The sequence below is a fragment of the Povalibacter sp. genome (assembly GCF_036520495.1).
In the GTDB taxonomy this organism is placed as follows: Bacteria; Pseudomonadota; Gammaproteobacteria; order Steroidobacterales; family Steroidobacteraceae; genus Steroidobacter.
Genome location: NZ_DATDJO010000024.1, coordinates 1 through 26,065, shown reverse-complemented (window position 1 = coordinate 26,065; position 26,065 = coordinate 1). Strand labels below are relative to the sequence as shown.

Here is a 26,065-nt window from a genome sequence, read left to right as displayed (position 1 = left end):
CGAGGAATTCAGATGTTCGGAGAATACTCAGCGCGGAAGTCCCCGTGAGGGATCGCACGGGGCGAATCGATCTTCGTCCGAGCTGTTCTTTTTATGCCCCGTAGATTCCCTTGCGGTCACGGCCCTTCGCAGCGATCAATTTTCTTCCGTCATCACCAGCTGGATCACCTGCGTTGCATTCACGAGCATCTGATTGAAGTCGTTGGCATGCACTTCGTACTTGCCTGCGACGGTGATCTTCGGGATGCCCTGTACCTGGTAGTCGCGCGACAGCTGCTCCGCCTGCTGCGCACGCATGGACACCTCGGGCGAGTTGAAGGCTGTGTAGAACTTCCCGGCGTTGACGCCCTGGCTCGCCACCCACGCCGTAATGCTGGGTTCATCGAACAGGCGCAATCCCTGCCGGTGGAGCGCATCGAATACTGCAGAGTCGAGACGCTCCAGATCGCCCGTGGCCTCCAGCGCGTAATACGTACGCACCAGCTGTCCCCACTGCTGATGGCCCATGGATACCGGTACGCGTATGAACTTCACGTTCGCCGGCAGCTTTGCGGCCCATGGAGTGATCAGCGGGTGAAAGCGATCGCAATGCGGGCAGCCCCAGGAGAAGAATTCGATGACCTCGATCCTGTCCTGCGTTTGTGGCGTTTGCGGCGTCGCGAGTTTCGTGAAATCGCGCCCTTCCACGGGCGCGGCCTGCAGCGAACCGGCGCACAGAAGTGCGCCGGTCGCGAGCGCCAGCAGGAATCGCTGGCGCAGTGAAGAACCGGTCATGGCGCGGCTCCGTTGATTATTTCGCCGCTGCCGGCGTTTCGATGCCGAGCAGCTCGACTTCGAACACGAGCGTGGCGCCCGGCTTGATGTCCGGCGGTGCACCGCGATCGCCATAGGCGAGATTCGACGGACACACCAGCTTGCCTTTGCCGCCGACCTTCATGAGTTGCACGCCCTCGGTCCAGCAGGGAATGACGCCGTTCAGCGGGAACGTCGCCGGCTCCTTGCGCTCGACCGAGCTGTCGAACACTTTGCCGTCCGGCAGCGTGCCGTGATAGTGAACCTTCACGACATCGGTGGCCGCAGGCGCTGCGCCCGTGCCTTCGGTGATCGGCGTGTACACCAGGCCCGACTCGGTCTTCTTCGCGCCGGGCTCGGCTGCGGCCTTGGCCAGGAACTCTTCGCCGGCTTTCTTTTCGATCTCGGACGCTGCAGCAACGCGCTTGTTCTGCAGTTCCTGGATCTGCGGGAAGTAGGCCTGGGCATCGAGCTTCGGCTCTTTGTGCAGTGCCGTGTCGGACAGGCCGGCTTTCACCTGCTCCAGTTCCACCTCGGTGAGATCGAACGAAGCAATGTTGCGACCCAGCGCCGAGCCAAGCGCGTACAGCGCCTTGTCTTCTTCGGTCTTCGGCTCAGTGGTGGCGACCGGTGCATTGGAGGAGGAGCAGCCGGCGAGAACCAGGGTCACTGCGGCGGCCAGCAGGGAATGACGCATAAGAAATCCTTGGGTTGTGGAGGGACACGGCTCGCTTCTTACGGTCGCGGGTCTCAAGCCGGTTGGCGAGTCTACCGTTTCGGCTGTCCTGGCGTCTGCAGGCAGCACGCCTGCAGGGCTTCATCTGTAATCACGTTGCGGGCACAGCGAATACCGCGACGATCGGCCGTGAGGTCGCGCCAGTCGGCGTCGCCGGAACCCAACAGGTCGCGTGCTTCCTTGCCGACGCTCGCGAGCGTCGCCTCGGTCACACTGCAGTATCGCGCGATGAGTCCGGCCGCAATGCAATGGCTGTGCGTGTCGGGAAGGTTCGCCGGCAGGCGCTCGCGCAGGGCGGCCTGCATGCAGCCGATGCTCGAATGCGCCGCCCGCGCCTCGCGATGCGGCAACGGCGCGCAGGCGCAGAGGGTGAGAAAAAGAAGGCTGCAGGCCGCAGGCTGCAGGCTGTAGGTCAGGAAGGAGGATCTGGCCTTCTTCATTCTGGCTACAGCCTACCGCCCATAGCCTTTCCTACTCCCCGACCACCAGTCCCCGCGATTCGAGCAGCGGGCCGATGTCCGGATCCTTGCCGTAGAAGTCGCGGAAGATGGTGAGCGAATCCACGCTGAACCCTTGCGACAGGATTTTCTGTCGCAGGCGGTCGCCATTCGCACGTGTCAGTCCGCCATTGGTCTTGAACCAGTGCTGCGTATCGCGTGCCAGGACGTCGCTCCAGATGTAGGCGTAGTAGCCCGCGGAGTAACCGATCGGACTCGAAAAAATGTGCGAGAAGTAGGTCGACCGATAGCGCGGCGGCACGGCAGCAAGGTCGACGCCCGCGGCCTTGAGAGACGCGGCCTCGAACGCGGCGGCCTGGTCTGCGGACGGTGTCTTGCCGGCCGGCAGCTGATGCCAGGCCTGATCGAGCATCGTTGCGGCGAGGTACTCCGTCGTGGCGAAGCCCTGATTGAACTTGCCGGCAGCCAGCACCTTGTCCATCAGTGCCTGAGGCATCGGCACGCCGGTCTGGTAGTGCTTGGCGTAATTCGCCAGGACGCGTGGCTCGGTGGCCCACATCTCGTTGTACTGCGATGGGAACTCGACGAAGTCGCGCGGCACGCTCGTGCCCGAGAACTGCGGATACTGCACATCCGAGAACAGCCCGTGCAGCGCATGGCCGAATTCGTGGAAGGCGGTGGTCACTTCATCGAACGTGAGCAGTGTCGGCTGGCCCTGCGGCGGCTTGGGAATGTTGAGATTGTTCACGACGACCGGTTTCGTGCCGAACAGGCGCGACTGCTCGACGAAGCTGTTCATCCATGCGCCGCCCCGCTTGTTGTCGCGTGCGTACCAGTCCACCAGGAACAGGCCGAGCGGCGAGCCATCGGCGTTCCAGAGTTCGAACACGCGCACGTCCTCCTGGTAGACGGGCAGATCCTTGCGCTCCTTGAACTTCAGGCCGTACAGCTCCTGCGCGGCGAACAGCACGCCATCGACCAGGACGCGATTCATTTCGAAGTACGGACGCACCTGTGATTCATCGTAGGAGAACTTTGCGGCGCGCACCTGCTCGGCGTAGAAATCCCAATCCCACGGCGCGAGCTCGAATGGCGCAGTGCCATTGGCCTTTGCCTGGGCGTCGATCAGCGCCTGCATGTCGGCGGCTTCGTTGCGTGCATTCGCTACGGCGGGAGGCGCGAGCTGCGCCAGCATCTTGCCGACTGCCTGCGGCGTCAGCGCCGTTTCATCTTCAGTGACATACGCGGCATGCGTCGGATAGCCCAGCAGTGCGGCGCGCTCGGCGCGCAGGGCGGCAATCTTTGCGATCATTGCTGTCGTGTCGAATTCGCCGCCCCAGCCGCGAGCGAGCGATGCGCGATAGAGTCGTTCGCGTGCGGCGCGATTCTTCATCTGCGCCAGCGGCGGCTGGCCGGTGGTGTTCAGCAGGGCGATGGTCCACTTGCCTTCCTGCTTGCGGGCGCGCGCGGCTTCCGCGGCCGTCGCGATCTGCTGCGGTGACAGGCCCTCGAGATCGCTGACGTTGTCGAAGGTCACGGCCGCCGCATTCACTCCCTTCAGCACGGTCTGGCTGAACTGGGTGGTGAGCGTCGACAGTTGTTCGTTCATCTGGCGCAGCTTCGCCTTGTCGGCATCAGACAGTTGCGCGCCGGCGCGCACGAACAGCGTGCGGTAGCGCTCCAGCAGTCGCAGTGATTCCGGATCCAGTTTCAGGGATGCGCGCTGCCGATACAGTTCATCGACCCGGGCAAACAGCGCGGTGTTGAGATAGATCGAATCCGAATGCGCGGACAGTTTCGGTGCGAGATCTGTGCGCAATGATTCGAGATCCGGGTTCGTGTGGGACGACGTCAGGTTGTAGAACACATTGCTGGCGCGCGTCAGCAGCTCGCCCGAGCGTTCCATGGCCACGATGGTGTTGTCGAAGGTCGGCGCCGCCGCGTTGCTGGCGATGGCCTCGATCTCGCGCTTGTGTTCCGCCATGCCCGCTTCGATGGCCGGCCGGAAATGTTCATTGCGGATCCGGTCGAAGGCCGGCAGCTCATACGCAAGCGTGCTCTTGCTCAGCAGCGGATTGTCGCTCTGTGGCGTGACGCTGGCGGTCGTGGCAGCGGAAGCATTCATGGCGATCACCGGGTTTAGGGCTGAAACAGCGAGCAGAAGCCAGACAGGCGACGGAAACTTGCGGGTACTCATGACAGACATTCGCGAAATTCCTGGAGTTAGGCAACGGCGGAAGTGTCAACCGCGAGCGTTCGCGGCACGGGGACACAAGCTAAGCGGATCGGCGGGCGAATCACAATCGGGCGAGACCCGCAATTGTGGGGCGCGGTCGGTTGTATACCGTTAAAAACACGGAAGGAAAGACTCGACGGGTACCCGCGAGGTTCCGTTCCGGACCCTGGGTATCCCCGGGAGATCTCTGGTCGTTAATTCTTGTTCAGATACGTCTTCGACGGCGGATGGACGATCGGGTCGGGACAGGCAGGTGTCGCGGTTCGCGTAGTCATTGGCGGCTGGAGGCCGGCCTCGACGCCGGCGCCTGCTTCAGCGGTTTCCCTGGATGTCGAGGCGGATCCGCGCAAGAAAATTGTGCGAGGTCATGTAGAGCGTACGACCATCATCGCCGAATGCGCAGTTGGCGATCGCACTGCCGGTGCGAATCCTGCCCAGTCGCTTGCCGTTGCTGTCCATGATGAGCACGCCACCCGGTGCAGTCGCAAACACCGTTCCGTTCGGTGTGACGCGCATGCCATCGGGCAGTCCGGGCACATCTGCGCCCATGAGATCGCTCGAGTCCGCGAAGACACGCTTGCCGATCACTTCGCCACGCTCATTCAAGGCGAACGCCATCCAGATCGGCCGCTGCGGATCCGAGTTGGCCACGTAGAGCGTGCGCTCGTCGGGCGAGAGTGCGAGTCCATTCGGGAAAGTCATGTCGCGATCGAGCAGGTGCACCGTGCCGTCGATGTCGATGCGATAGACGCCGTTGAACGGCAGCTCTTTGTGCTTCGATTCGTTGAGTCCTTCGAGACCATAGGGCGGATCGGTGAAAAAAATCACGCCGTCGCTGCGGCGCGTGACATCGTTCGGGCTGTTGAAGCGCTTACCTTCGAAGTGAGTCGCCAGCGGCGTCTTGGTCTTGGTCGCGAGGTCGAACCGCGCCACCTGGCGATTGCCGTGATCCGCCATGAGAATCGAACCCTGGCGGTCGGGAAACAGACCGTTGGCCCCGGGCTCCCGAAAAATACCCGTCTGCGTTCCCGTGTAACCGGACGGCTTGAGGAACACGCTGAGTCCTTCGTTCTGCGACCAGCGATACATCGTGTTGCCCGGCACATCGGTGAACAGCAGGTAATTGCCCGAGTCGATCCACACGGGCCCCTCCGACCAGGTGAACCCTTCGGCGAGCCTTTCGATGGTCCACGCAGACGGGACGATCGCACTGATGGCAGGGTCGAGGCGTTCGACGCTGCCGAGCGTAGCGGCTTGGGTGTTCATAGGCGCGTAGGCAATGAGCGTTGCGAGCAGCGGCGCGACGAATCGCGCCAGGATGAGAGGGGTTCGCATCTGGTTTCCACGGGTGGAGTTCAGACGGACTCTAATCGCTGTGCCGTGGATGTGACAACAGCAGGAGTATCAGAGCCGCAAGAAACTGCACAGAGAAGAGGATGTCGGATCCGGACAATCAGCCTTTTTTATGTCCCGTGGGATTCCCTTGCAGTCTCGGTCCTTGCGGCTGTTTCTCAGCGGGCCAACGACTGACCGGCGCCTGCCTTGGTGGTGACCGCGGCCTCGCGCGTGAGAATCGTGACGCGCTGTCCGTCCTGCAGCCGTTCGACACCGCGGACCACGACGGTGTCGCCCGCCTCGATATTGCCGCGGATCATCACGAACTCGCCGTCGCTCGCGACCGAGGCGACCGACACGCGTTCGGCGGTACCATTGGCCCGCACTCGCATCAGGTACTTGCCGTCCTGTCGTTCGGCGATGGCGTCGCGCGGCACCACCAGCGCATCGGTCGCTTCGCGCTCCGGCAGTCCGATTTCGATCGGCGTGCCGACACTGAGCGAACTGTTGGCGAGCGTGAGCCGCAGTTCGAATTGACGCGAACGATCCTCGCCGACGGGAACGACGGTGCGGACGCTGGCTGGAAACTGCTTGCCGGCGATGCGCACCGGCAGCTCCATGTTGGGTTTCACCAGCCCGGCCAGAGAGAGCGGGCCCTGCGCGCGCACTTCGAGACGCACGGTGTCGACGAGATGGACGATCGATGCTCCCGTCATCACGTACTCACCGCGTTGGGCAAGCCGCTCCGTCACGATGCCAGGAAAGGGGGCGCGCACTTCGGTCTGCTCGAGGCCATGCTGCGCAGCGCGCTGTCGCACCTGCGCCTGTTGCAGTTGTGCCGTGAGCACGGCGAGTTGTGAACGCACTTCGTCGAGCTGCGTCTGTGAGATCGAGCTGTTGGCGAGGCTCTCGAGGCGCCGCAGTTGTCGCTCCGACATCGATCGCTGCGCCTCGATCCGCGCCACGTCCGATTTGGTGTCTTCCACCTGCAGGCGCAGAGCCTCGTCTTCCAGCTTGGCGATTCGTTCGCCGGCCCGCACTCGTGTGCCGACCTCGGCCACGTACTCCAGCCGACCTGCTGCGCTGGTTGCCAGCTTCGCATCGTCCCGGCTTACGACACCCCCTGGCACCCAACGCCGCGGTGCTACGCGCGCCACGTTCGCCTTCGCGACTTCGACGACAACCGCGGCTTCTTCAGGCGCCTGGGCGTTGGCACTCGCGGCGAGCGCCAGGAGGGGAATGAAGAGTTTCACACGGAGATCTCGGAGATCACGGAGTGAAAGCAGAAAACAACAAGTCAAGGCGATAGTTCTCATGTCTCCGACTCCTGTCATCTCCGTGTTCTCCGTGTGAAATGTCTTTCTCTTTGAGCTATGCGTGCTGAACCACAGCCGCTGCCGCAACTTCACGGCGTTCGTAAAACAGCCTGAGCAGGCTCGGCAGCAGCACGATCGAGAACACCATGCTGACGATCACACCGGCGACGTTCACTGCAGCAAGTCCGCGATAGATGGTGCTCGCAGGTCCAGGGTTCACGACCATGGGCAGGGCGCCCAGCGCGCCGGTCAGAGTGCTTGCCACCATGGCCCGAAGACGCTGATTCAGCGACATGCGCAGTGCTGTCTCCAGATCGTGACCGTGATTCAGCGCATCGCGGGTGCGGTCGATCAGCAGGATCGAATGATTCACGATGATGCCGATCATCATGATGAAACCGATCATGGTGAGCAGGTCCAGGGGCTGAAAAGCAACCAGACCCAGTGCGCGAATGCCGGCCACGCCACCGGCCAGCGCGAGCGGTACGGTCAGCACGACGATCGCCGCATCACGCAGTGACTGGAACATCGCGGCCATCAGCAGCAGCAGCACCAGCAGGGCCAGCAGAAAGTTCGTGCCCATCGTCGAGATGGTTTTCTCGAGTCGATCGGCGCTCCCCGCGAGGCGGATGTTCGCATCCGGTGGCAGCGATGCGCGCAGCGACGGCACGATCTCGGAATCGATCTTCGCCAGCATGTCTTCCAGCGACAGGGTGGGTGGCGGATCGATGGTCAGCGTCACCGTACGATTGTGATCGATGCGACGAATCTGTTCCGGCGCCAGCGCTGTTTCCAGGTGCACGAGTTCGCCGAGCGAAACGATCTCTCCCGAGGGTGTGATGAGCGGTGCCTGCGCAAGGTCTTCGGGCGTTTCGCCGACATTCGCGCGCAGGATGATCGGCAACCGCGATTGACCGTCGAAGTATTCGCCCAGCCAGGCGCCATCGCCCAGTGTGCGCACGATGGTGCCGAGCGATGCACGGTCCCAGCCGACTTCGGCAATACGCCGGTCATTGGGTCGGGCACGCAGTTCGAGCGTCTGTACGTCGGTGTTCGGGAACGACTGCACGTTCGCACCGGTGAATGCCTGTTCGAGTTGCTTGCGACCGGAATCGGCGGCTGCGTACAGCGCGGCCGAATCGCTGCTTTGCAGATGAATGGCCACGGAGCGGGCCGACCCGCCGACGCCGCCGAACAGTTCGCCCTCGTTGGCAAAGACGCGCGTATCGGGGAAACCGACGATGATCTCGTCGCGCACGATGCGCTCGAGTTCGCCGATGCGGCTGTCGTCGACCACGCGTGCGCCGAGCGTGCCGCCGCCGGGCCATAACAGGACGTAGTAATTCTTGAGTTTCGGCTCTTTCTCGCCATTCATGTAGGGACGCATGCGCTCGATGATCGTGCCCGCCATCTCGCGATCGACGGTTTCGGGGCTCATGCCGGGCGGGAAGCTGAAGTATGCGTCGATCGCCGCGCGCTTCACCGGCGGCAGGTAATCGAGCTTCGGCAGCATCAGCCACGACAGCAGCAATGGAGCAACGAGCAGCGCCCCTGCCCACATGAGTTGCTGCGTGCGGGTGCGTGTCTTTTCGACCACCCAGTCCGTGAGTCGTGGCCACCCCGCGCCGTAACCGGAGTTCTGTCCGTGACTGCCGAGAAAGCGTCCCGCCGCCGCCGGCACGACCGTGACCGCCACCAGAATCGAGAAAGCGACCGCAATCGAGATGGTGAGCGCGAGATCCGCGAAGATCTGTCCCTCGACATCCTTGAGGAACAGCACCGGCAGGAAGACGGCAATCGTCGTCGTGGTCGATGCGAACAGCGCGGGCACGACCTGCGCCGTGCCGTCGTGCGCGGCCTGATCGATCGGCATACCCGATTCCTTCAGCCGGATGATGTTGCCGCAGACCACGATGGCGCCTTCGACGACCATGCCGACGGCGAAGGCGAGGCCCGCCAGCGAGATCACATTGATGCTGCGTCCTGCCAGGTGCAGCGCACAGAAGGTCGCGAGCAGGCACACCGGGATCGTCGTCGCGATCAGTACCGTGGCGCGCTTGTCCCGCATGAACCACCACACACAGACGAGCGCGAGCAGCGCTCCGACGACCAGGTTCTCGATGAGCAGGTTGACGGCGCGACGGATGAATACCGATGCGTCGAAAGACTGTTCGATGCCGAGGCCGCGCGCCTTGAGCGGACCCTCGCGCAACTCGGCGACGACCTTCTTTACTTCTTCGAGGGTGCCGAGCACGTTCGCGCCCGACGCACGGATGATGCGCAGGCCGATGGACGGATTGCCGTTCTGATACGAGAAGAACTGCCGCTCCGGCGGACGCAGTTCGACAGTGGCCACATCGGCCATGCGTACGGGCTGGCCATCGCGCCACGCGAGCACGAGCTGTCCGAGTTCTTCGGCGTCATAGCGTCCGGTGTAGCGCAGCGAATACTGCTTGCGGCCGACGTCGAGCTGACCGGCCGAGACGTTCGTCGCGCTGGCCGCCTGCCGCGCGATCTCGTTGATGCCCACACCCTGTGCGGCCGCGCGGGCCAGATCGATCGTGATACGCACGTCATCGGGCGGTCCGCCTTGTACCTCGAGGCTGGCGACACCGGGAACTGCCTCGATGCGCGGTTTGACCACGTCTTCGATCAGGCGGCGATAACGCTCGATCGGTCCTTCGGTGCCAGGCAGCAGCTGCACGAAGAAGTACGAGAGCTGCTGATTCGAATCGCCCTCGGCGCCGCCCAGTTGCACGATCGGACGGTCGACATCGCGCGGCAGCGGCGGCAGCCGGCTCATGCGGCCGATGACATCGACCAGCGCCGCCTTCATGTCCGTGCCGATCGCGAATGTCAGGAACACCTGGCTGCCGCCGGCGCCCGCGTTGCCGTTGATCTCCTCGACGCCCTGCATTCCCTGCAGCACCTGCTCCTGCGGCTCCAGCAGTTCCGCCTCGACTTCCTCCGGCGACGCGCCGCGCCAGTTGGTGAAGATCGAGATCGTCGGACGCTCGATATCCGGAAAGAGCTGCAGCGGCAGCTCCTTGAGACTCAGGGCGCCGAACAGGCAGACGAGGAGTACCGCAACACCGACCGCTATCGGATTGCGAATGGAGGCGGCGATGAGGCGCACGGCGGTTTCCCCTCGGCCAGTCTGACAGGTGGCGATTTGACTGCGGCTCCGGCCCGGGGTTGTGCCGCCTGCGACAGGCCGTCCGCGCTGTGCGGTGGGGCGTTCGGGGCCTTCCTTTCGGGTCTGCCGGGTTGGATGCGGCAGCCCGGGATTCGGTTGCAATGCCGCAGGTGCACAAGGAGGAGCCGGGTACACAAAGGAGCACAAAAAAGAAGACCATCTCTCTGAATTCTTCGTTTGGTGTCCTTTGTGCTCCTTTGTGTACCGGCCTTTTTTCCTCTCATGAGATCCCTGGTAAGGGCGTCGCCTGCTTCGCCTGCGCCGGACATTCGGATATCTTTGCGGCGCGCTGCGATGCTCCCATTCCGATACCAGGCATTGCAGACGCGTAATCCTGCGAAATCGTGCTGCTGCGCCCGAGGGGCGTGAGGGATGCTGTTTGACCGATGTTGAGGTGACTCCTGCCGAACGGCGCCTGATTCTCTGGGCGTTGGCGGTCGTGCTGCTGCTCAGTGCGCTCGACCAGACGATCGTGTCCACGGCCATGCCGCGCATCATCGAGGACCTGCAGGGCATGAGCATGTACGCGTGGGTGACCACGTCGTATCTGCTCACCTCGACGGTGGCCGTGCCCATCTACGGCAAGCTCAGCGATCTGTACGGTCGCAAACCGATCCTGATCGTCGGCATCGTGCTGTTCCTGGCCGGATCGGCGCTGTGCGGATTGAGTGGCGAGTTCGGCGATGTGCCGGTGCTCGGCGGCGGCATGATGCAGCTGGTGATTTTCCGCGCCATCCAGGGTCTCGGCGGCGGCGCGCTCATGTCGATGACCTTCGCCATCATCGCGGACCTGTATCCGCCGCGTGAGCGCGGCAAGCTGTTCGGCGTCTTCGGTTCGGTGTTCGGTCTCGCCACCATCATCGGGCCGTTCATCGGCGGCTTTTTCACCGACCATGGCACCGTCACGCTGCTGAATCACGTAGTGGCCGGCTGGCGCTGGGTGTTCTACATCAACCTGCCGCTCGGCGGGCTGGCGATGTTCATGGTCCTGTATCGCATGCCCAGCCTGAAGCACGGTGGCGGTGGGCGGGTGGACTATGTCGGCGCCGCGCTGATCGTCATGACGGTGACGCCGCTGCTGCTGGCGCTGACGCTCGGTGGCACCTCCTATCCTTGGGATTCGCCGCACATCGTCGGCCTGTTCGTTGCGGCCGCCGTGTCGCTTGCGATTTTTCTGTGGGTCGAGTCGCGCACCCAGGATGCGATCGTGCCGCTGCATCTCTTCAAGCTGCGTACGTTCAGCATCGCCACGCTGGCCGCGTTCGTCGTCAGCATGGCGTTTCTCGGCGTCGTCCTGTTCATGCCGCTGTACATGCAGGTCGTGCAGGGCATCAGCGCCACGCAGAGCGGCGTCGCCATGCTGCCGATGATGGCGGGCATGATCGTCAGCAGCACGCTGTCCGGCCGGCTGGTGTCGCGGACCGGCCGCTACAAGCCTTTCATGATCGGTGGCGGTCTCGTGCTCATCGTCGGTGTGATCCTGCTGACGCAGATCGGCCCCCACACCACCTCGGGCGACCTAGCGTGGCGTCTTGCCATCACCGGCATCGGGCTCGGACCGACGCAGAACCTTTTCAGCCTGGTCATCCAGAACGCGGTGCCGATGACCGAACTCGGCGTCGCCTCGAGCATGAGTCAGTTCAGTCGGCAGATCGGTGCGACCGTCGGCGTCGCCATCTTCGGCACGTTCCTGAGCCACAGCCTGCACGACGAATTGCCCCGGCATCTGCCGCTGATGCCGGGTACGGCCATGCACGATGTCGATCTGAGCCAGGCACAGAGCCAGGCGATGGACGAGGCACGCATACGGGCAAGCGTGGATCGGGCGCTGCAGGAGCGCTATCTCGTCATCGAGCGCGCTTATACAGGCGACTCGGCAGCGGTGGACGAGGTGCTCGGCGATCCGCAGTTACCCGAATCGCTCAAGGGGGCGCTGCGCGATGGCGGCATCCGTGCGCGCGTGCACGAGCGGCTCGAGAGTCAGGCCGATCACGTGGCAGCGCGTCTACTCGACGGCAAGGCGGGTCGCGATGCGTTGCTGGCCGATGACGATCTGCCAGCGTCGCTGAAGACGCATCTGGCGAACCTGCCGGAGCGCGCGCTGGGCAGTGCGGATGCGATGCAGGGCGTGATTCCGTTGTTTCGTGCGTCGATCCTGGCGCAGGAGGATGCGCAGGTGGATGCTGCCATCCGCCAGGCGCTCGCAACGGTCAGGACGGCCGTTGCGGCGTACTCGACCACGCTGGTAGCGCAGATCCGCGACGGCACGAAGGAAGCATTCTCACTGTCGATCACCGACATGTTCAGCCGCGCGCTATGGATCGTGGTGCTCGGCGTGCTGATCATGGCCTTCATTCCCGAGCTGCCGCTGCGCAGTCGACATTCGCCGGTGCCAGCGGAATAGCCGGCCGCGCGCCGGTGGTCCCGAACAGCGCGTTCAACACCTCGCGACGTCGCTCCCGATTCATGTGTGTTGCATCGAGCCAGACGAAGCGGCCGGCCGGCGCCGCAGCGACTGTTTGCTGCGCCGCCGACAGATCGGTCTGCGCATCGGTCAGCAGAACCACCCGCGACAGTCCCGGCGCACGGGCCAGTTCACCGAGTTCGAAGCTGCAGCCTTCGTTGCGGCGCTGGAAGCTGCGCAGATCCATGAGCACCACGTCGCTGCGTTCGAGCAGCGCGGCGAGGGTTTCGCGCCAGGTGGTGTCGTGGCAGTAACACTCGTTGATCCGGTAGCGGCCTTCGGCGTCGGGCTCGAGCTCGAACTGAGCGAGGCGGGCGGGAATCTGCTCGACGCTCGAGATGAAGCGTTCGGCCAGCCGGCCATCGAGGAAGGTGAAAATATCGTCGGCATCGAGTGTGCGATCGAGCAGGTCGGTGCCGGCGATCAGCACGGTGTTGCCGGAGAGGCGCCAGTGTTCGATCACGTTGTCGAACAGCGCGCGCATCGCCCGATCGCGCTGAAACACCCGCAACACCAGCAGCGTCGGCGCTCGCCCACCGGAGCGTCGCAGGCGACGCAGGAGCAGCATCACGACGGGAATCCACAGCAGCGGCGCCAGCATCACGACAGCGCCGAAGCCCAGGGTCGTCACCCACCCGAGCATCCTGGCAAACAGCGCAATTCCCCACAGCGCGGCGAACAGGATCATCAGTTCGGACAGCCACTGGCGGGTATAGGCGGCGGCAAGCCGGCGCGACAACCATTTCACGGGCCACCACACCAGCAGACAAGGCACGGCGAGGAAGACCACCACGAGCAATAACTGCAGCAGGGTGCTGCTCAATGAATCGAACAGCGAAGCCCACGCCGACAGCCGCGACGAATATTCGGTGATGAACAGTTCGAGGGCGTCGACACCGGCGAACAGCGCCCAGACCAGTATGAACAGCGGCAGCAGGATCAACGGTGCGATGGCGCGCGTGACGTTACCCATGCACAGCAACGCGACCAACAAGATCGTCGGGCCGATTTCGGAGGCGAGGAAAACCATTGCCTGGCCTGGCTGTGGTTCGACCTGGCGCCAGAGGATCACCGCGAACGCAACCAGGCACCACAACATCAGCACGCCGATCGTGCGCAGACGTGACCAGCGCCACATCTGCGCCAGGGCCGGAATCACCGGCCAGAGAAAGACGAACGCCAGCGTCAACGTGCGCGCCGGCGTGAGGAGGTTTTCCCGCATGAGAGCGAGCTGTAACGCCGCGCTGCTGATCGCGATCAGAATCGACAGTCCGATCAGCAATGTCGCCAGACGCCATCCGGCCCGACGATTGTCTGCTGCGCTCACGTCGATCGGCGCAGGCTGCGGCGTGAATGGAGGCGGCTCAGGGCGAGCCGTGGTCCGTGCGGGAACGGCGCGGCTCATCAGTAAGCGCATCGCGGCGCGAAAGCGCCATGCCAGCAGCCACGCGCCAAGCACGGACAGTGCGGAGGCAACCAGAAAGTAAAAGATCAGTTCGCCGCTGGAGTAGTCCATGGTCGACCACGTGCCCTGTCGTGATCGCGATCGGCTCGATCAGGATCAACGACCTGGTCAATGACGCTCGACCATCATGCGCCGTCGCCGTGTCGCCCGGTGATCGTCCTGAAGTCCAGTACGTCGCCGCTCGAGACCTGGGAGTTCGAATCAATCGTAGAGGAGGTATCCCGCGCGCTCTTCGCGCCAGGCCTGTTCGTCCTTGATGGCGAGTGAATCCAGATCGGCCGGCGTTGCGCTGCGGTCATCGACCCATTCACGCAGCAGCGGGCTGCCGTTGATCACGTCGATGGCCAGTCGCGTTTCGTACTCGTAGGGAAAATCGCGCCACAGCGGGTAGTCGGGACGCAGGTTGCGCAGGGCCTTGAACGCGAGGGATTGCAGGCGCCAGGGCTTGAACTGTTCGTGTGAGTAATCCGCGTCTTCGACGTGGATCTGCAGACCCGCACAGAGTTTGCCGACATGCTTGTGGAACGTGGGCTCGAACCAACACGGTCGCAGTTTGCAGCCTTGCAGCCATTGCGGTGCGAGGCGTTGCATCTCTTTCACGAGCGCGGCGATATCGAGATCCGGTGCACCGAAGAGCTCGAGCGGCCGGGTCGTGCCGCGCCCCTCCGACAACGTCGCGCCTTCCAGCATCACCGTGCCCGCGTAGCACCGGGCCATCCACAGATTCGGCGCGTTCGGGCTCGGGTTGATCCAGGTGCGTTGTCCCAGCGGCCAGCCGTAACCCGGCGCGAGCGCAGGCTGCCATTCGCGCATCGTGATGACCTTGTAGTCGACCTGTAGCTTCAGGGTGGTGACGAACCATTGCGCCAGTTCGCCGAGCGTAAGCCCGTGCCGCATCGGCATGGGACCTGCGCCGACGAAGCTTTCCCACCCCGCGCGCAGCGTCAGTCCCTCGATTGGCCGGCCGACCGGATTGGGTCGATCCAGGATCCACACGGACTTGTGATGCTCGGCCGCTGCTTCGAGTACGTAGCGCAGGGTCGTGATGAACGTATAGATGCGACAGCCGAGGTCCTGCAGATCGACCAGCAGCACATCGAAGGTGCTCATCATGGCCGGTGTCGGCTTGCGCACCTCGCCATAGAGACTGAAGACGGGAATGCCATGCACCGGGTCGGTGAAGTCCGGTGACTCCATCATGTTGTCCTGCTTGTCGCCGCGCAGGCCGTGTTGCGGCCCGAAGGCGGCCGTCAGCTGCAGGTCTTTCACTGCTGCGAGCGCGTCGATCGAATGGGTCAGGTCGTGCGTGACCGAGGCCGGATGCGCCAGCAGCGCGATACGCCGGCCCTTGAGCGGTTCGCGTAATGCAGCCTCTGCGAGGAGTCTGTCGATGCCGAAGAGCATGTGGAAAGTAAATCGGGAACGGGGCGCTCAGGATAGCAGGCGGACGCAGGCTCTTCACAATCCGGGGCCGCGCGGACAGGCCGGCAGTCGTACCTGCCCGTGCGCCAGATGATTCCGGAATGCGACTTCCAAGCGCTGCAGGACAGCACGTTAGGTCGCTCTGGTCCAGGGCATCTGCAACTACTCCGATATCGATATGCAGTGATGTCGGAATGGACCGGTGTCCGGCGTCATTGTGTCAGGTGCTGTCAATGGTCACAGCATCAAGTCACGCAGACAAAGGAAACGGTAATGACCCACGAACTCGCCATCGATCTCACTCTCGACGCACCCGCAGAAAAGCTCTTCCGCTGCTACACCGACCCGAAGCTGCTGCAGAAGTGGTTCGCTCCCGAGCCGTGGACCATCAAGAGCGTCGACATCGATCCGCGCGCCGGCGGCCGCATGAGCTTCGTCATGGCTTCGCCGGACGGACACGAATATCCGAACAGCGGCATCTATCTCGAGGTCGTACCGAACAGGAAGATCGTCACTACCGATGCGGTGACGCCGGACTTCAAACCGTCGGGCCCGTTCATGATCGCGGAAGTCACGTTCGAGGATCTTGGCAATGGCAAGACGAGATATCGCGCGGTCGCCCGTCACTGGAATGAAGAGACGCTGAAGCAGCACAAGGAGATGGGCTTCGAGCCCGGCTGGACGCAGACTGCGCGGCAACTGGAGGCGCTGGCCAGAAAGATCTGACGCGAGACGCGCTGATGCTGGCACTGCAAATATTCTGGAAACCGGAGTGAGGCCGATGAGCAACGAAACTGCAGCGCTCGAAGGATTCTTTGCTGCAGTCAATCGCAATGACATGCAGGCCATCACAGACTATTTTGATCCGCAGATTGTGCGCATCGAGCCCGAGGACTTTCCAACAGCCGGCACCTATCGCGGTATCACGGAAGTGCGAGAGCACGTCGCGAAAGGACGTGCGACCTGGGCCGAGGGGACGTGCCAGCCAGAGAAGTATCTGGAGAATGGAGACAAGGTGGTCGTGTACCTCCATGCGCGGGTCCGCCTGAAAGATTCGACCGATTGGGTGGGTGGACGATTTGCCGATGGTTTCGTGTTTCGCAATGGCAGGATCGTTCAGTACCTTTCCTTTGGAGAGCGGGTCGACGCACTCAAGTGGGCCGGTATCGAAGACCAGGAGTGATGCGTACTATCGCGTCATCGCCTGATTCCTTCGAGGTCCGCAAACCCATGAAGCACATTCTCGCGGCAGCCTTTGCGCTCGCCTTTTTCGGCGTTGCGCATGCACAGGACAGCACCCGCTACATCGCACTGGTCAACAGCGGCAAGGACAAAGCCGGTCACCTCGTCACGACCCGCAGCGGTGACAGGTACAAGGTCGAGTACTTCTTCAAGGACAACGGGCGTGGTCCGGAGCTGAAAGAGGAATACACACTGGCGCCGGATGGCACGTACAGGACTTACAAGGTCAAAGGTGTGTCCACGTTCGGCTCGCTCGTGGATGAGTCCTTCACGCACAGCGGCGACAACGCGCGCTGGAAGTCGACCTCCGACAAGGGTGAGCAACCGGTGACGGGCACCGCGATGTATTCGCCCCTGGGTGGCAGCCCCGACAACTTCTCGGTGGCTCTGTCTGCCCTCGCGAAACGTCCGGACGGCAGGCTGCCGTTGATCCCCAGCGGCACCCTGACCTCGCGCAAACTGATCGAGATGGAAGTGACTCGCGGCGCGCAGAGGCAGACCGTGCAATTGCTGGCGCTCACCGGCGTCGGCTTCACGCCCACCTCGGTGTGGGCCACCAGCGGTGATTCGCCGCGGCTGTTTGCATTCATCTATCCGGGCTTCATTCAGATCATCGAAGAAGGCTGGCAGGGCAGCGGCGCGGAGATGGAGCAGCGGCAGATCGCCGCCGAGAAAGAGCTGCTGGTGGACTTCAACAAGCGGCTCTCGCATGCGTTGCCCGGAAGCACGCTGATCCGCAACGCCTGCGTGTTCGACAGCGAAAAGGCTGTGCTGGGCACGCCCAGCGACGTTTTCATCGAGGCTGGACGTGTCATCGAGGTGAGCCCCGCCGGGACGTCGACGCGTCAGGCAGGTCGTACTATCGATGCTGCCAACCGCGTGCTGTTGCCAGGCCTGTTCGACATGCACGTGCACGCCAGCCCCTGGGATGGCGGGTTGCACATCGGCACCGGCATTACGTCCGTGCGCGACATGGGCAATGACAAGGACACGCTGGTTGAACTGATGAAGCAGGAGCAGGCGGGCACGCTGCTCATGCCGCGCATCACCGCCGCCGGATTCATCGAAGGCGAGAGTCCCAATGCCTCGCGCATGGGCTTCGTGATCAAGACCCTGGACGATGCGAAGCAGGCCGTGGACTGGTACCACGAGAACGGCTTCCCGCAGATCAAGATCTACAACTCGTTCCCCAAGGAGATCCTGCCCGCCACCACCGAGTACGCGCACACGAAAGGCATGCGCGTCAGCGGCCACGTGCCGGCCTTTCTGCGCGCACGCGACGTGGTGATCGACGGCTACGATGAGATCCAGCACATCAACCAGGTGCTGTTGAACTTCCTGGTGACCGACAAGACCGACACGCGCACGCTGGAGCGGTTCCATCTGCCGGCCGAGAAGGTCGGCAGCATGGATTTCGAATCGCCCGAAGTGAAGCAGTTCATCGACCTGCTGGTGGAGCGCAAGATCGTCGTCGACCCGACGCTCGCCACATTCAATTTCATCCGCCAGGTCGACGGCGTCATGTCGCAGGAGTTCGCGGCGGTCGCGGACCATGTGCCACCGAGCGTGCGGCGCGGCTTCCTGGCCGCACAGATGAAAATTCCGGATGACAAGACACTGGCGCGCTACGAAAAGTCATACGCCGCCATGATCGACTTCACCGGCCGCATGTATCGCGCCGGCGTGCCGCTGGTCGCCGGCACCGACGACATCCCCGGATTCACGCTGCAGCGGGAGCTGGAGTTGTACGTCGAGGCCGGTCTCACGCCGGCGCAGGCCCTGCAGATCGCCACCTGGAATGGCGCGCGTTATTCACGCGTGCTCGACGACCGCGGCGCCATCACACCCGGACGGCGCTCGGACCTGATCCTCGTCGACGGCGAGCCCACGCAGAACATCTCCGACATCCGCAAGGTGGCGCTAGTCATCAAGGGCGACGTTGCTTACTACCCGAGCGAGGTATTTGAGGCGATGGGGGTGAAGGCGTTTACGAAGGCGGTGGAGGTGAGTAGGGCGGCGAATGGGGGGGGTGAGCGGATGTCGGGACTGATCGCGGCCGCTTTCGGCCAGAAGCAGTCGCAAACCGGACCGCCGCGAATGACTGCTTCAGGCTATGCCAGATCCTCTAGCGTCAGTCGACATGCCCAACGGCCGCGCTCAAGGCGCGTGCAACATCGCCAACTGTGGATGGTTCGAAAAATCTTCCTTCGCCGTCCTAACCAAGCTCCCGAAGCTAATACCCCTGCCTCCGCCACCCTGTTTCAGCGTGCGAATCGCTGCATGCCAAGCAGCCTGACCAGTGGGATGAAACGGGAGACGGGATAGGTCACCACCGGCGCGGCTCCACACCTCCTGGTCCCGCGGTCCGGATGGGTAGATCTCGACCAGAACCTCCTCTAACACAGACCAAGAATCCTTCTCGTCCGCCTTCGGCGCGGTCCCGGGACTGTACGGTGACTTCTTCCCTCCATGACTCAGCGCGACAGCAAAATTCACTTCAAGGTTGTCAGCCTTAAAAATTGGATGCTGGTCGTTTGGGTTCAGCTTAGGTACCTCTTCTGAGACGTAGTTAAACAGGTCAAAGACCTTGATGAAGCCGCTGGCGCTCTTGTCGGCGGCTCCGCGCAAACCCGCCAGCAGTGCAGTCGTGAAAACGCTATTCCTTTCGCCCGTAAGTACGGCTGACTCCTCGTCAGCACGGCACGATGCCATCAGCGCACGTCCACTCCCGACTGCCAGCTTCGCGAAGGTGTTACTGCTATAGCCAGACTTAAGCTCGTGGCCTTTTCCATCGGTCAGTCTCTTCGAGATTGCCGCACCCCCAGCATGACAGGCATCGATGAAGACGAGCAGTCGCTTCACCTTAATCTGCGCAAGTGCTGTAGCAAGCTCATCCGAGCTAATGGATGTTTTCTCAATGTCAGCGAGGTTGGTATCCACGGTCACCAGCACGCTGCCCTCGTTACCTGGGTTGCCCACGACGCCACCGTGGCCGGAGAAGAACACGCAGGCCGTATCATCAAGACCCGCTCGGGCGGCCAGTTCATCTAGACCCTTCAACACAGCTTCCCGTGTGGCGTTCGCGTCTAGGAGAGTGACTACGTTGGCTGGATCATACGCACAGTACTTTGGCGACGAGAGCGTTGCCGCGACATCGTTGACGTCGTTCAGGATCGCACCGGGTAGAGTAGAGACGTGCTGATAGTTCGCCACGCCGATAAGGAGAGCGTGGCCTTGTGGGTAGCCAGTTGGGTTCATGTTTACAAAAATAGATAGTGGGGACCTCAACGCCAGCCGACGATGTCAGTGTCGCTGGCATATAGGCGCAGGTTCTCGTTCCCAGGGAAGTCTCGGCGCATCACAGCAATGAGTTCAGGCATGGTCGGACGACCGCCATGACGGATTGAATTCAATGCTGTGTGCCAACGTGCTGCCCCATTGTGAAACGATCCGGGTAGGTCGGAATTCTTGCCACCGGCGCGCGACCAGAGTTCGCCGCCGTCCGGACCGCTCGGATAGAGTTCACGAACCTCATTCTCGAACGCGCTCCATTTCTCTCCAGCGCTTGGTTTCGAGATTCCAAGCTTCCAACGGACATAGAAGCCAAGCAAGTCGGCACACCTGCGCAACCCCGGCATGAGATCTGAACGATGGTCGGCAAGCCATTCCGAAAGATGTTTGGCCGCGCGCTCCCAACGTCGAGACGCCACAAGCGTTCCTAGTTGTTCAGAATCCACGTGAGAAAGCACGTGGACGCTGCTTAAGAGGTTCTTCAGCCATGCGATAAACGGCGCTTCGAGGAACGACGGGAGAGCACTGATGACTGCTAGACGCGCACCAACCGGCACCGATGATCGTTCAAGCACGGACTGCAAGCTCGAACTCGATATGATTGCGCGCTCAAGTGCGGCTTCTGGGGGAGTCACCACCCCACCTTTCGCAGCGACACTTAGCCACCCGACCGCTGTTGCCTGCAGGTAGTGGTCAAGCTGCGAACTGGGCAGAAGCGACCACAACCGCGGCCGCTCTGGGGAGGCGCTGAGGTCTGCCAAGGGTGTCTGCGCCAGCGCCTCGACTAGGCCAGTGTCGACGGGCCGCCCCTCGGCGAGTTGAGCTAGCACGGTGTCTCGTGCACCGATGGCGTTGTCTGGTGCGTTCCATAGGGACAAGCTCTTGCCAATCGCTACACCCCACACCTTTTGCTCGATGACGTCGTCGCACCGGATGTTAGACAGGATATCGGGATGGGCGACGGCCAGATCCGCGCACCCTCCGACCAAGCGCAGATCCTTATGCGCGAGTGCGCATCCCAACGTCTCGGCAGGACTCGCGTAGCGAAGGGCCGATCGCAAACCGGCGCGGTGACTTTGATCCTTATCCACCTTGAGCTGCTGACCTGCGGCATCGAGGGGAGGCAGCGTTGCCGCCAATACGGCGCCGTATGCAGTCAGCCAGCGCTTGTTCAGCAGCGACGGGAGTAAGTCTGCGGGAGCGGTAGCGTGAAGCTTTCGGGGCACTTCCAGCGCCAGTCGCTGCTCAACTGCCGCTTCAGGCGGTAGAAGGCCAATGGCTGCGGCGAACGCAACTTGGCTGCGCTCTGCCCATCTCCAGATTGCTTGGGAAAGGTTTGCCCTGTCTCGACTAGCGGCGGTGCATATGCCGGCCGTAACCGCAGCGCGCCACGGAGCCAATGCGAGATCCTCATCAACTGACGCCGCGACAATATTCATCAACTCACTATCGTCTGCTGCCTCAAAGCTGAGGTTGCTGACCAGGAGCTCAACTGCCGACCACAGCGACCGTGTGCTGGCAAAACCAGAGAGCGCCAGATTCCTCATCGCGAGTAATTGCTTGCAGCCTACAACCGGAATCAGGGCTGTGAACTGACTGATCAGCTTGTCTTTGATACTCGCGCCGAGCATCGGCTGACTTGAGAGGCTGTCTGCCAAGCGCATGGCAGCTAGTAAATCATCGAAGCTTTTGCCGACACAGAGAAGGGTGTGCAACCGTTCAATCCTGTCCAGTTCCTTGAGCGTATGAACTGCAAGACCTAGATCCTTAGCGAAAGTCAGGATTGGTTGCACGTCGCGCTGGCCGCAGAGAAACCCCACAGACTCCGAATCTGGGGTGTGATCGTCCGGCTTCACTATGCGGTACTTCGTCCAGCGCGCTTGGAGCTGCTCGGGCGTGCATACAAGCGCCGGTATGGGCTGCTCTACGATGTCGTTCGGACCGAAGCTCAACCGAAACGCGAAAGTTCGCCTCAAGGCCGGCCAGAGATTCCTCCACAGTGAATCGACGAGGCGCTCAAATCCCTCGACTCCCAGTCGGACAACAGGCATTCGCCCTTGGGCGAATAGGGCGTTGGCCGTACCGACTAGGTCAGGGGCAGGCGCGTGGATGCTGTCGCCGATGTCAAGCTCCAGCGTTGCCAGCGAACCCGGGCAGTCTGTGACCGAGGGTGCTAGTGACCCAAACAACGCGGCCAAGCTGCCAACATCGCACATATCGTCCAAGCCCATGATTAGCGCGTGAGTAAGTACCATGCCTCCGCGCGACGCGCTCGGATCCAGAAATGTGCGAGCGAGAACGTAGTGGTCCTCGATGGGAAAGCCGCGAACGAACGGCGACCAAGCCTGCACACCTGGCGGCACCGCATCTGGCAAGTCGAGTTTTGATGCGATAGCAGCGGCTATGGTCGCATTCTGACTCGATACTCTGAGTCCGTGGCCGCGCCCTGGGACCTCGCCGTAGACGGCCTGCTCGACTCGCATGGGCTCAGCTCGGGCTCCCGTCGGCCATCAAGCGTTGGATCGGCAGGGTAATGTCGGTGCTTTTTACCCCGTTGGGCAGCACCACGTAGCCGAACTCTTCGGGGCCACGAGTTACATACTCCTGATCCGCATCCGTCTTGCTGAGCGCGCGTTCAAGGGCGGACAACCCAATGACAGTGGGCGAGATCCAATTGCTGCGCACGAATGCCCACAGCATCGGCAGCCTAGATGCCAGGAGGTCAGCTGGCAGCTCCGTCGTTTCGAGCTCATCCCAGCAGCTCAGCAAGATGGTCAAGCTTGGCTTGCGAAGGGGCCAGTCCAGATGGAGCTGCGCCAGATATAGCAGCATTTGAAGGAGCTCGACTGTCCTTGCTTGATCTGACGGCTCGTATGCGGCTGCCTCTGCCTGAGATTCAGCTGCAGCGAACGATTGCAGGGGACGCGAGAACAGGTCATCTTCAGATCGAAGCGAATGCAGTCTTATGAGCAAGACCCAGTCAGTGGCTTCGAGCACGCGCTCGCGCCAAGCGGTGGGAATCCGGCGCTGGATCACGAGGTTGCGGACCTGTTCGCCTCCATAGTCCGGCCAAACCAGTTCGGCATTGCGGCTAGCTTCATCCGTAATGGGCCAGACACTCTCCAGGTAGGTGGTGGCCGGTGTATGGTCAGTCGACCTTCCCTCAGTCAGGCAACTTAGAGCTTTAGTGAACGCGTCCAGGTTCGTCGGAGCTCCAGACATCTTGAGCGCACACTCTTTGACCATGAGCCGCTTTAGCAACTGGGCCCCATAGTGAGTCTTCCCGACGTTCGATTCACCGACTAACAAGATGGTGTGTTGCGCGGCCACCAACTATCTCCTACCGAATCGAAAGAGCGGATCGTGCCTAAACGCTTTTGTCATGGGCAAATCCACCCCCACACGCTTGGTGCCAAGAACCCAGCCAAATAGCTCGCGAAAGCCTTCTGCGGCATCGACCGTGCCACGGGGATATACGCTGACTGTGAACTCCGGGGTGCTTGATAAAACTGACGCCACCGCCTTTCTAATCTGTGCCTCAATGGTTGGGGCTACATCTACATCCCCCTTCGTCCAGACCAGTGCTAGGCGCCGTCCGCGACTCTCAGCCATCGCGCGCTGAGCTAGCAGCTGAAAGTCGTTTCGAGCGGCCCCCATCTTTGGTCCTGCAAGGGCTTGACGGTCAGCAATCAGTAGCGTGACGTCCGCATGCCGTGCAATCCAACGTGCCCCTTCCGCATCAAGCGCCTGCTCGTTGATCGCCCACTTCTGAAACCATTCTCCGGGCGCATCGGCAAAGAGAAGGTTGCGTAGCGACCCATCCTCACGGCGAAAGCCAAGGTGGAGCATGCCTGGTGCTCGAGCCGCTCCGCTGGGAGTGTGCGGCGGAAAACTTGGAGGCTGGCCCGGCTTCCAGCGCATACAGGTCGCCACTGCCTCCCAACCTGCCAACGTGTATGAGTTACTGAAGAAATTGGCGCCAGTAGTTAGTGCCCCTCGACCCAGCAGCAGGTAGAGCGCACCCAGGATGGTTGTCTTACCTGCGCTTTCCGGGCCGACGATACCGACGGTGATGGGCTTGACTTTGCCGCTGACGAAGTTGAGGTCAGACTCCCCCATCGCTAAGCCGCCCCATGGGAGCAGCATCTGGTCGGAGTCAGAAGATGCGGTTACCTCGCCCTTGCTGACGCGCTTCCACTCAGGGCACATATCGAGCCGGATGTGGCCCAGCGTGCAGGTAGTGTTGTCGTCAGCGAAACAGTTGGGTTGGGGGCATCTGTCCATGGGCACCTTACTTTTTCTTGGCCCGCTTGGTTGGTGCTTCGATGGTGGCGCGTGCGCTCTGCAGCTCACGGAAGAGATGTGTCCCCCAGTCGGATGGCGTCATTTTGGTGGACACCTCAACGCCGCCGAGGGCACGCAGCGTTGTCGCCTCGACTGCGCCTAAATTCTGCGGGTGCCCAATCAATGACAGCAGCGGACCTCGACCAACTGGGACAGGCGCGTATCGAGCCGCCAGCACACGGAAAGGTTGCATGACCGCGGCTGTCCTAGCGTCGCGCACAAGGCTAGCGACGTCACGCTCGCCCTCGTCTTGCTCACCTTCTCCAGGTGGAAGACAGCGGATGGCCTCTCGAAGGAAGGCCGACACGCTCGCAGGTGAGTAGGTTGGCACCTGTTCGTGAAGATCGAGCGCCATCAAAGCAGACGCTTCGAATGGCGGCAGGTCAAGATAACTCGCATGAGCACTCGGGGAATACAGCGCCTCCTTCCACCAGAGCAGGTTCGTACGGCGCTCCAGACCTGCCGTCGCGCCGCTGAAGCTGGCTAGTGCGCGGTCGACGTGAGCGGTGACGGCCTTCGCAAGCGTAGACAGTGGACCGGAGAGGTCGATGGGAGCTGGCGCAAGCTTCTTGGCCATCCCATCCAACGTGTCTGCGATAGCGACGCTCATCTTGTCGGCAAAGTCTTGCGACCACGCCTGGGGATTGCCGTGGGGCTGATAACGATTAGGGTTGTTGGGTCCCCAAGGCCCAGCAGCGGAATGGACTATTGCCTGGAGCGCACTCCGATCAACAGTGGGTGCCTTGGAGGCCGTAGACACTGGGGCTGGTGGTGTGTACTGCAACGGGTCGACCGTAATCATCTCAGGAGTGGCCCACTCTGCCTCAGCACGCGCATCGACCTTCGTCTCTATTTCACTTACAGCTTCGCGCCAAATCTCGGCTTCGTCGGAAGTTTCGGCGTGGGCCAGGGCATTGCGTGCCGTGTTGACGAAGGCTACGGCGATTGCATCATCCGAACGGGCAGCCTGCACGATCGCGTCCAGAAGGATGGCCCGCAAGATGCCCACGGGACGCCCACTAAAGGCGTTTGCAACAGTCTCCCATTGCTTGCGGAGGAAGGTCATTGCCTCATCTACCGTAGGGTCCGCAGCTGGGATGTTGGGGTCGGCCGCCACCATTGTGAAACTGGCGGTCTTTGAGGGCGCCTCGCGTAGAGCGGCTGATAGGTCGTTGGCCGTAGACCGAAGCTTGTTGAGCTTAGTGTCATCGCCTTTGAGATCGATGGCTCCAATTTCAAGAAACTTCATTAGATATTCTTGTTCCATCCCCTGGGCTCCCGACCTTTGTTTTGATTCGCCAAATGATACTTGGGCAGCGTGGCTCGACATTGGCAACCGCACGGCTTCCCCTATGTTACCCGAGGGGACTTTCAGCCATCCAATTGGGCTGCGGAGGAGCGTCCGTGCGACACGTCCTTTCCAATGCGATGTTCGTTCCTCTCCCGTGAGTTCTCTGCAATCGGTCGGATCATACCTGCGACGACTTCTAGCTCGCACCTGAGTTCGCGCCTCAACGACCACCCAAGGTCACATAATCGTGACGCAGCTACGACTGTCCGTCCATCGCTCTACGAACTGAGCGACAGCGGCCCTGCAGAGGAGTCGTCCCAGCAGCGACCTTGAACTTCCGCTTCACGCCCTGAGCTGTTCCGTCAAGTATTCACTGGGTTGCTCCAAGCTGTTTGAGCAACGGTGAGCCGCGGCGTTGCAGCGCGATGAGGTAGGTCGATTCATCGTAAGGCATCCGGGTCTGCCAGCAACGATAGA

The 26,065-nt window shown here is 62.1% G+C and carries 17 protein-coding genes and 1 pseudogene; 4 read left to right on the top strand and 14 right to left on the bottom strand.

All coding sequences use genetic code 11. The features are described 5' to 3' along the window. Positions 1–135 precede the first annotated feature (135 nt). From VIZ63_RS08790 to VIZ63_RS08760, 7 genes are all read right to left on the bottom strand, one after another. Positions 136–774, bottom strand: a complete 639-nt coding sequence (locus VIZ63_RS08790; protein ID WP_331609190.1) for a thiol:disulfide interchange protein DsbA/DsbL — start codon at positions 772–774, stop codon at positions 136–138. Positions 775–790: 16 nt separating this feature from the next. Beyond that, the gene (locus tag VIZ63_RS08785; protein ID WP_331609189.1) at positions 791–1,489 is read right to left on the bottom strand and encodes an FKBP-type peptidyl-prolyl cis-trans isomerase; all 699 of its coding nucleotides are present in this window, start codon (positions 1,487–1,489) and stop codon (positions 791–793) included. A gap of 71 nt (positions 1,490–1,560) precedes the next feature. Continuing rightward, positions 1,561–1,968: a hypothetical protein gene (locus VIZ63_RS08780; RefSeq protein ID WP_331609188.1), complete on the bottom strand. Its 408-nt coding sequence runs from the start codon at positions 1,966–1,968 to the stop codon at positions 1,561–1,563. Positions 1,969–1,999: 31 nt separating this feature from the next. Beyond that, on the bottom strand, positions 2,000–4,111 hold the full coding sequence (locus VIZ63_RS08775) for a M3 family metallopeptidase (RefSeq protein ID WP_331609187.1): 2,112 nt from the start codon (positions 4,109–4,111) through the stop codon (positions 2,000–2,002). A gap of 423 nt (positions 4,112–4,534) precedes the next feature. Then, a complete protein-coding gene (locus tag VIZ63_RS08770; RefSeq protein ID WP_331609186.1) occupies positions 4,535–5,557 on the bottom strand; it encodes an SMP-30/gluconolactonase/LRE family protein in 1,023 nt (340 codons plus the stop codon). Positions 5,558–5,733: 176 nt separating this feature from the next. Continuing rightward, complete coding sequence (locus VIZ63_RS08765) at positions 5,734–6,810, bottom strand: efflux RND transporter periplasmic adaptor subunit (protein WP_331609185.1); 1,077 nt, start codon at positions 6,808–6,810, stop codon at positions 5,734–5,736. 118 nt (positions 6,811–6,928) lie between these two features. Then, on the bottom strand, positions 6,929–10,009 hold the full coding sequence (locus tag VIZ63_RS08760) for an efflux RND transporter permease subunit (protein ID WP_331609184.1): 3,081 nt from the start codon (positions 10,007–10,009) through the stop codon (positions 6,929–6,931). Between the two features lie 439 nt (positions 10,010–10,448). On the opposite strand from VIZ63_RS08760, the gene VIZ63_RS08755 reads away from it, so the two are divergent. After that, on the top strand, positions 10,449–12,473 hold the full coding sequence (locus VIZ63_RS08755; protein WP_331609183.1) for an MDR family MFS transporter: 2,025 nt from the start codon (positions 10,449–10,451) through the stop codon (positions 12,471–12,473). Here VIZ63_RS08755 and VIZ63_RS08750 read toward each other — a convergent pair. Beyond that, positions 12,421–14,049, bottom strand: a complete 1,629-nt coding sequence (locus VIZ63_RS08750) for a hypothetical protein (RefSeq protein WP_331609182.1) — start codon at positions 14,047–14,049, stop codon at positions 12,421–12,423. The genes VIZ63_RS08755 and VIZ63_RS08750 overlap by 53 nt on opposite strands. A 150-nt stretch (positions 14,050–14,199) precedes the next feature. Beyond that, entirely contained in the window at positions 14,200–15,402 is a 1,203-nt protein-coding gene (locus VIZ63_RS08745; RefSeq protein ID WP_331609181.1) for a DUF1343 domain-containing protein, read from the bottom strand. A gap of 291 nt (positions 15,403–15,693) precedes the next feature. Between VIZ63_RS08745 and VIZ63_RS08740 the strand changes: the two genes are divergently transcribed. The 3 genes and pseudogenes from VIZ63_RS08740 to VIZ63_RS08730 all read left to right on the top strand — a co-directional run. Beyond that, the gene (locus VIZ63_RS08740; RefSeq protein ID WP_331609180.1) at positions 15,694–16,146 is read left to right on the top strand and encodes an SRPBCC family protein; all 453 of its coding nucleotides are present in this window, start codon (positions 15,694–15,696) and stop codon (positions 16,144–16,146) included. 55 nt (positions 16,147–16,201) lie between these two features. After that, entirely contained in the window at positions 16,202–16,603 is a 402-nt protein-coding gene (locus VIZ63_RS08735; protein WP_331609179.1) for a nuclear transport factor 2 family protein, read from the top strand. Further along, a pseudogene (locus tag VIZ63_RS08730) lies at positions 16,603–18,576 on the top strand (amidohydrolase family protein); the annotation flags it as partial. The gene VIZ63_RS08735 and the pseudogene VIZ63_RS08730, both read left to right, overlap by 1 nt. A gap of 243 nt (positions 18,577–18,819) precedes the next feature. Here VIZ63_RS08730 and VIZ63_RS08725 read toward each other — a convergent pair. From VIZ63_RS08725 to VIZ63_RS08705, 5 genes are read right to left on the bottom strand one after another with little or no spacing between them, the layout of a single operon-like run. Next, positions 18,820–19,920, bottom strand: a complete 1,101-nt coding sequence (locus tag VIZ63_RS08725) for a caspase family protein (RefSeq protein WP_331609178.1) — start codon at positions 19,918–19,920, stop codon at positions 18,820–18,822. A gap of 26 nt (positions 19,921–19,946) precedes the next feature. Beyond that, positions 19,947–22,436 (bottom strand): effector-associated domain EAD1-containing protein, encoded by a 2,490-nt coding sequence (locus VIZ63_RS08720; RefSeq protein WP_331609177.1) that lies wholly within the window; start codon positions 22,434–22,436, stop codon positions 19,947–19,949. A gap of 4 nt (positions 22,437–22,440) precedes the next feature. Then, positions 22,441–23,283, bottom strand: a complete 843-nt coding sequence (locus tag VIZ63_RS08715) for a hypothetical protein (RefSeq protein ID WP_331609176.1) — start codon at positions 23,281–23,283, stop codon at positions 22,441–22,443. A 3-nt stretch (positions 23,284–23,286) separates the two neighbouring features. After that, positions 23,287–24,237, bottom strand: coding sequence for a TRAFAC clade GTPase domain-containing protein (locus tag VIZ63_RS08710; protein WP_331609175.1), 951 nt, complete (start codon positions 24,235–24,237; stop codon positions 23,287–23,289). A gap of 7 nt (positions 24,238–24,244) precedes the next feature. Next, positions 24,245–25,564 carry a GTPase-associated system all-helical protein GASH gene (locus tag VIZ63_RS08705; RefSeq protein ID WP_331609174.1) on the bottom strand — a complete coding sequence of 440 codons (1,320 nt, stop codon included), beginning with the start codon at positions 25,562–25,564 and terminating at the stop codon, positions 24,245–24,247. Between the last annotated feature and the right edge of the window lie 501 nt (positions 25,565–26,065).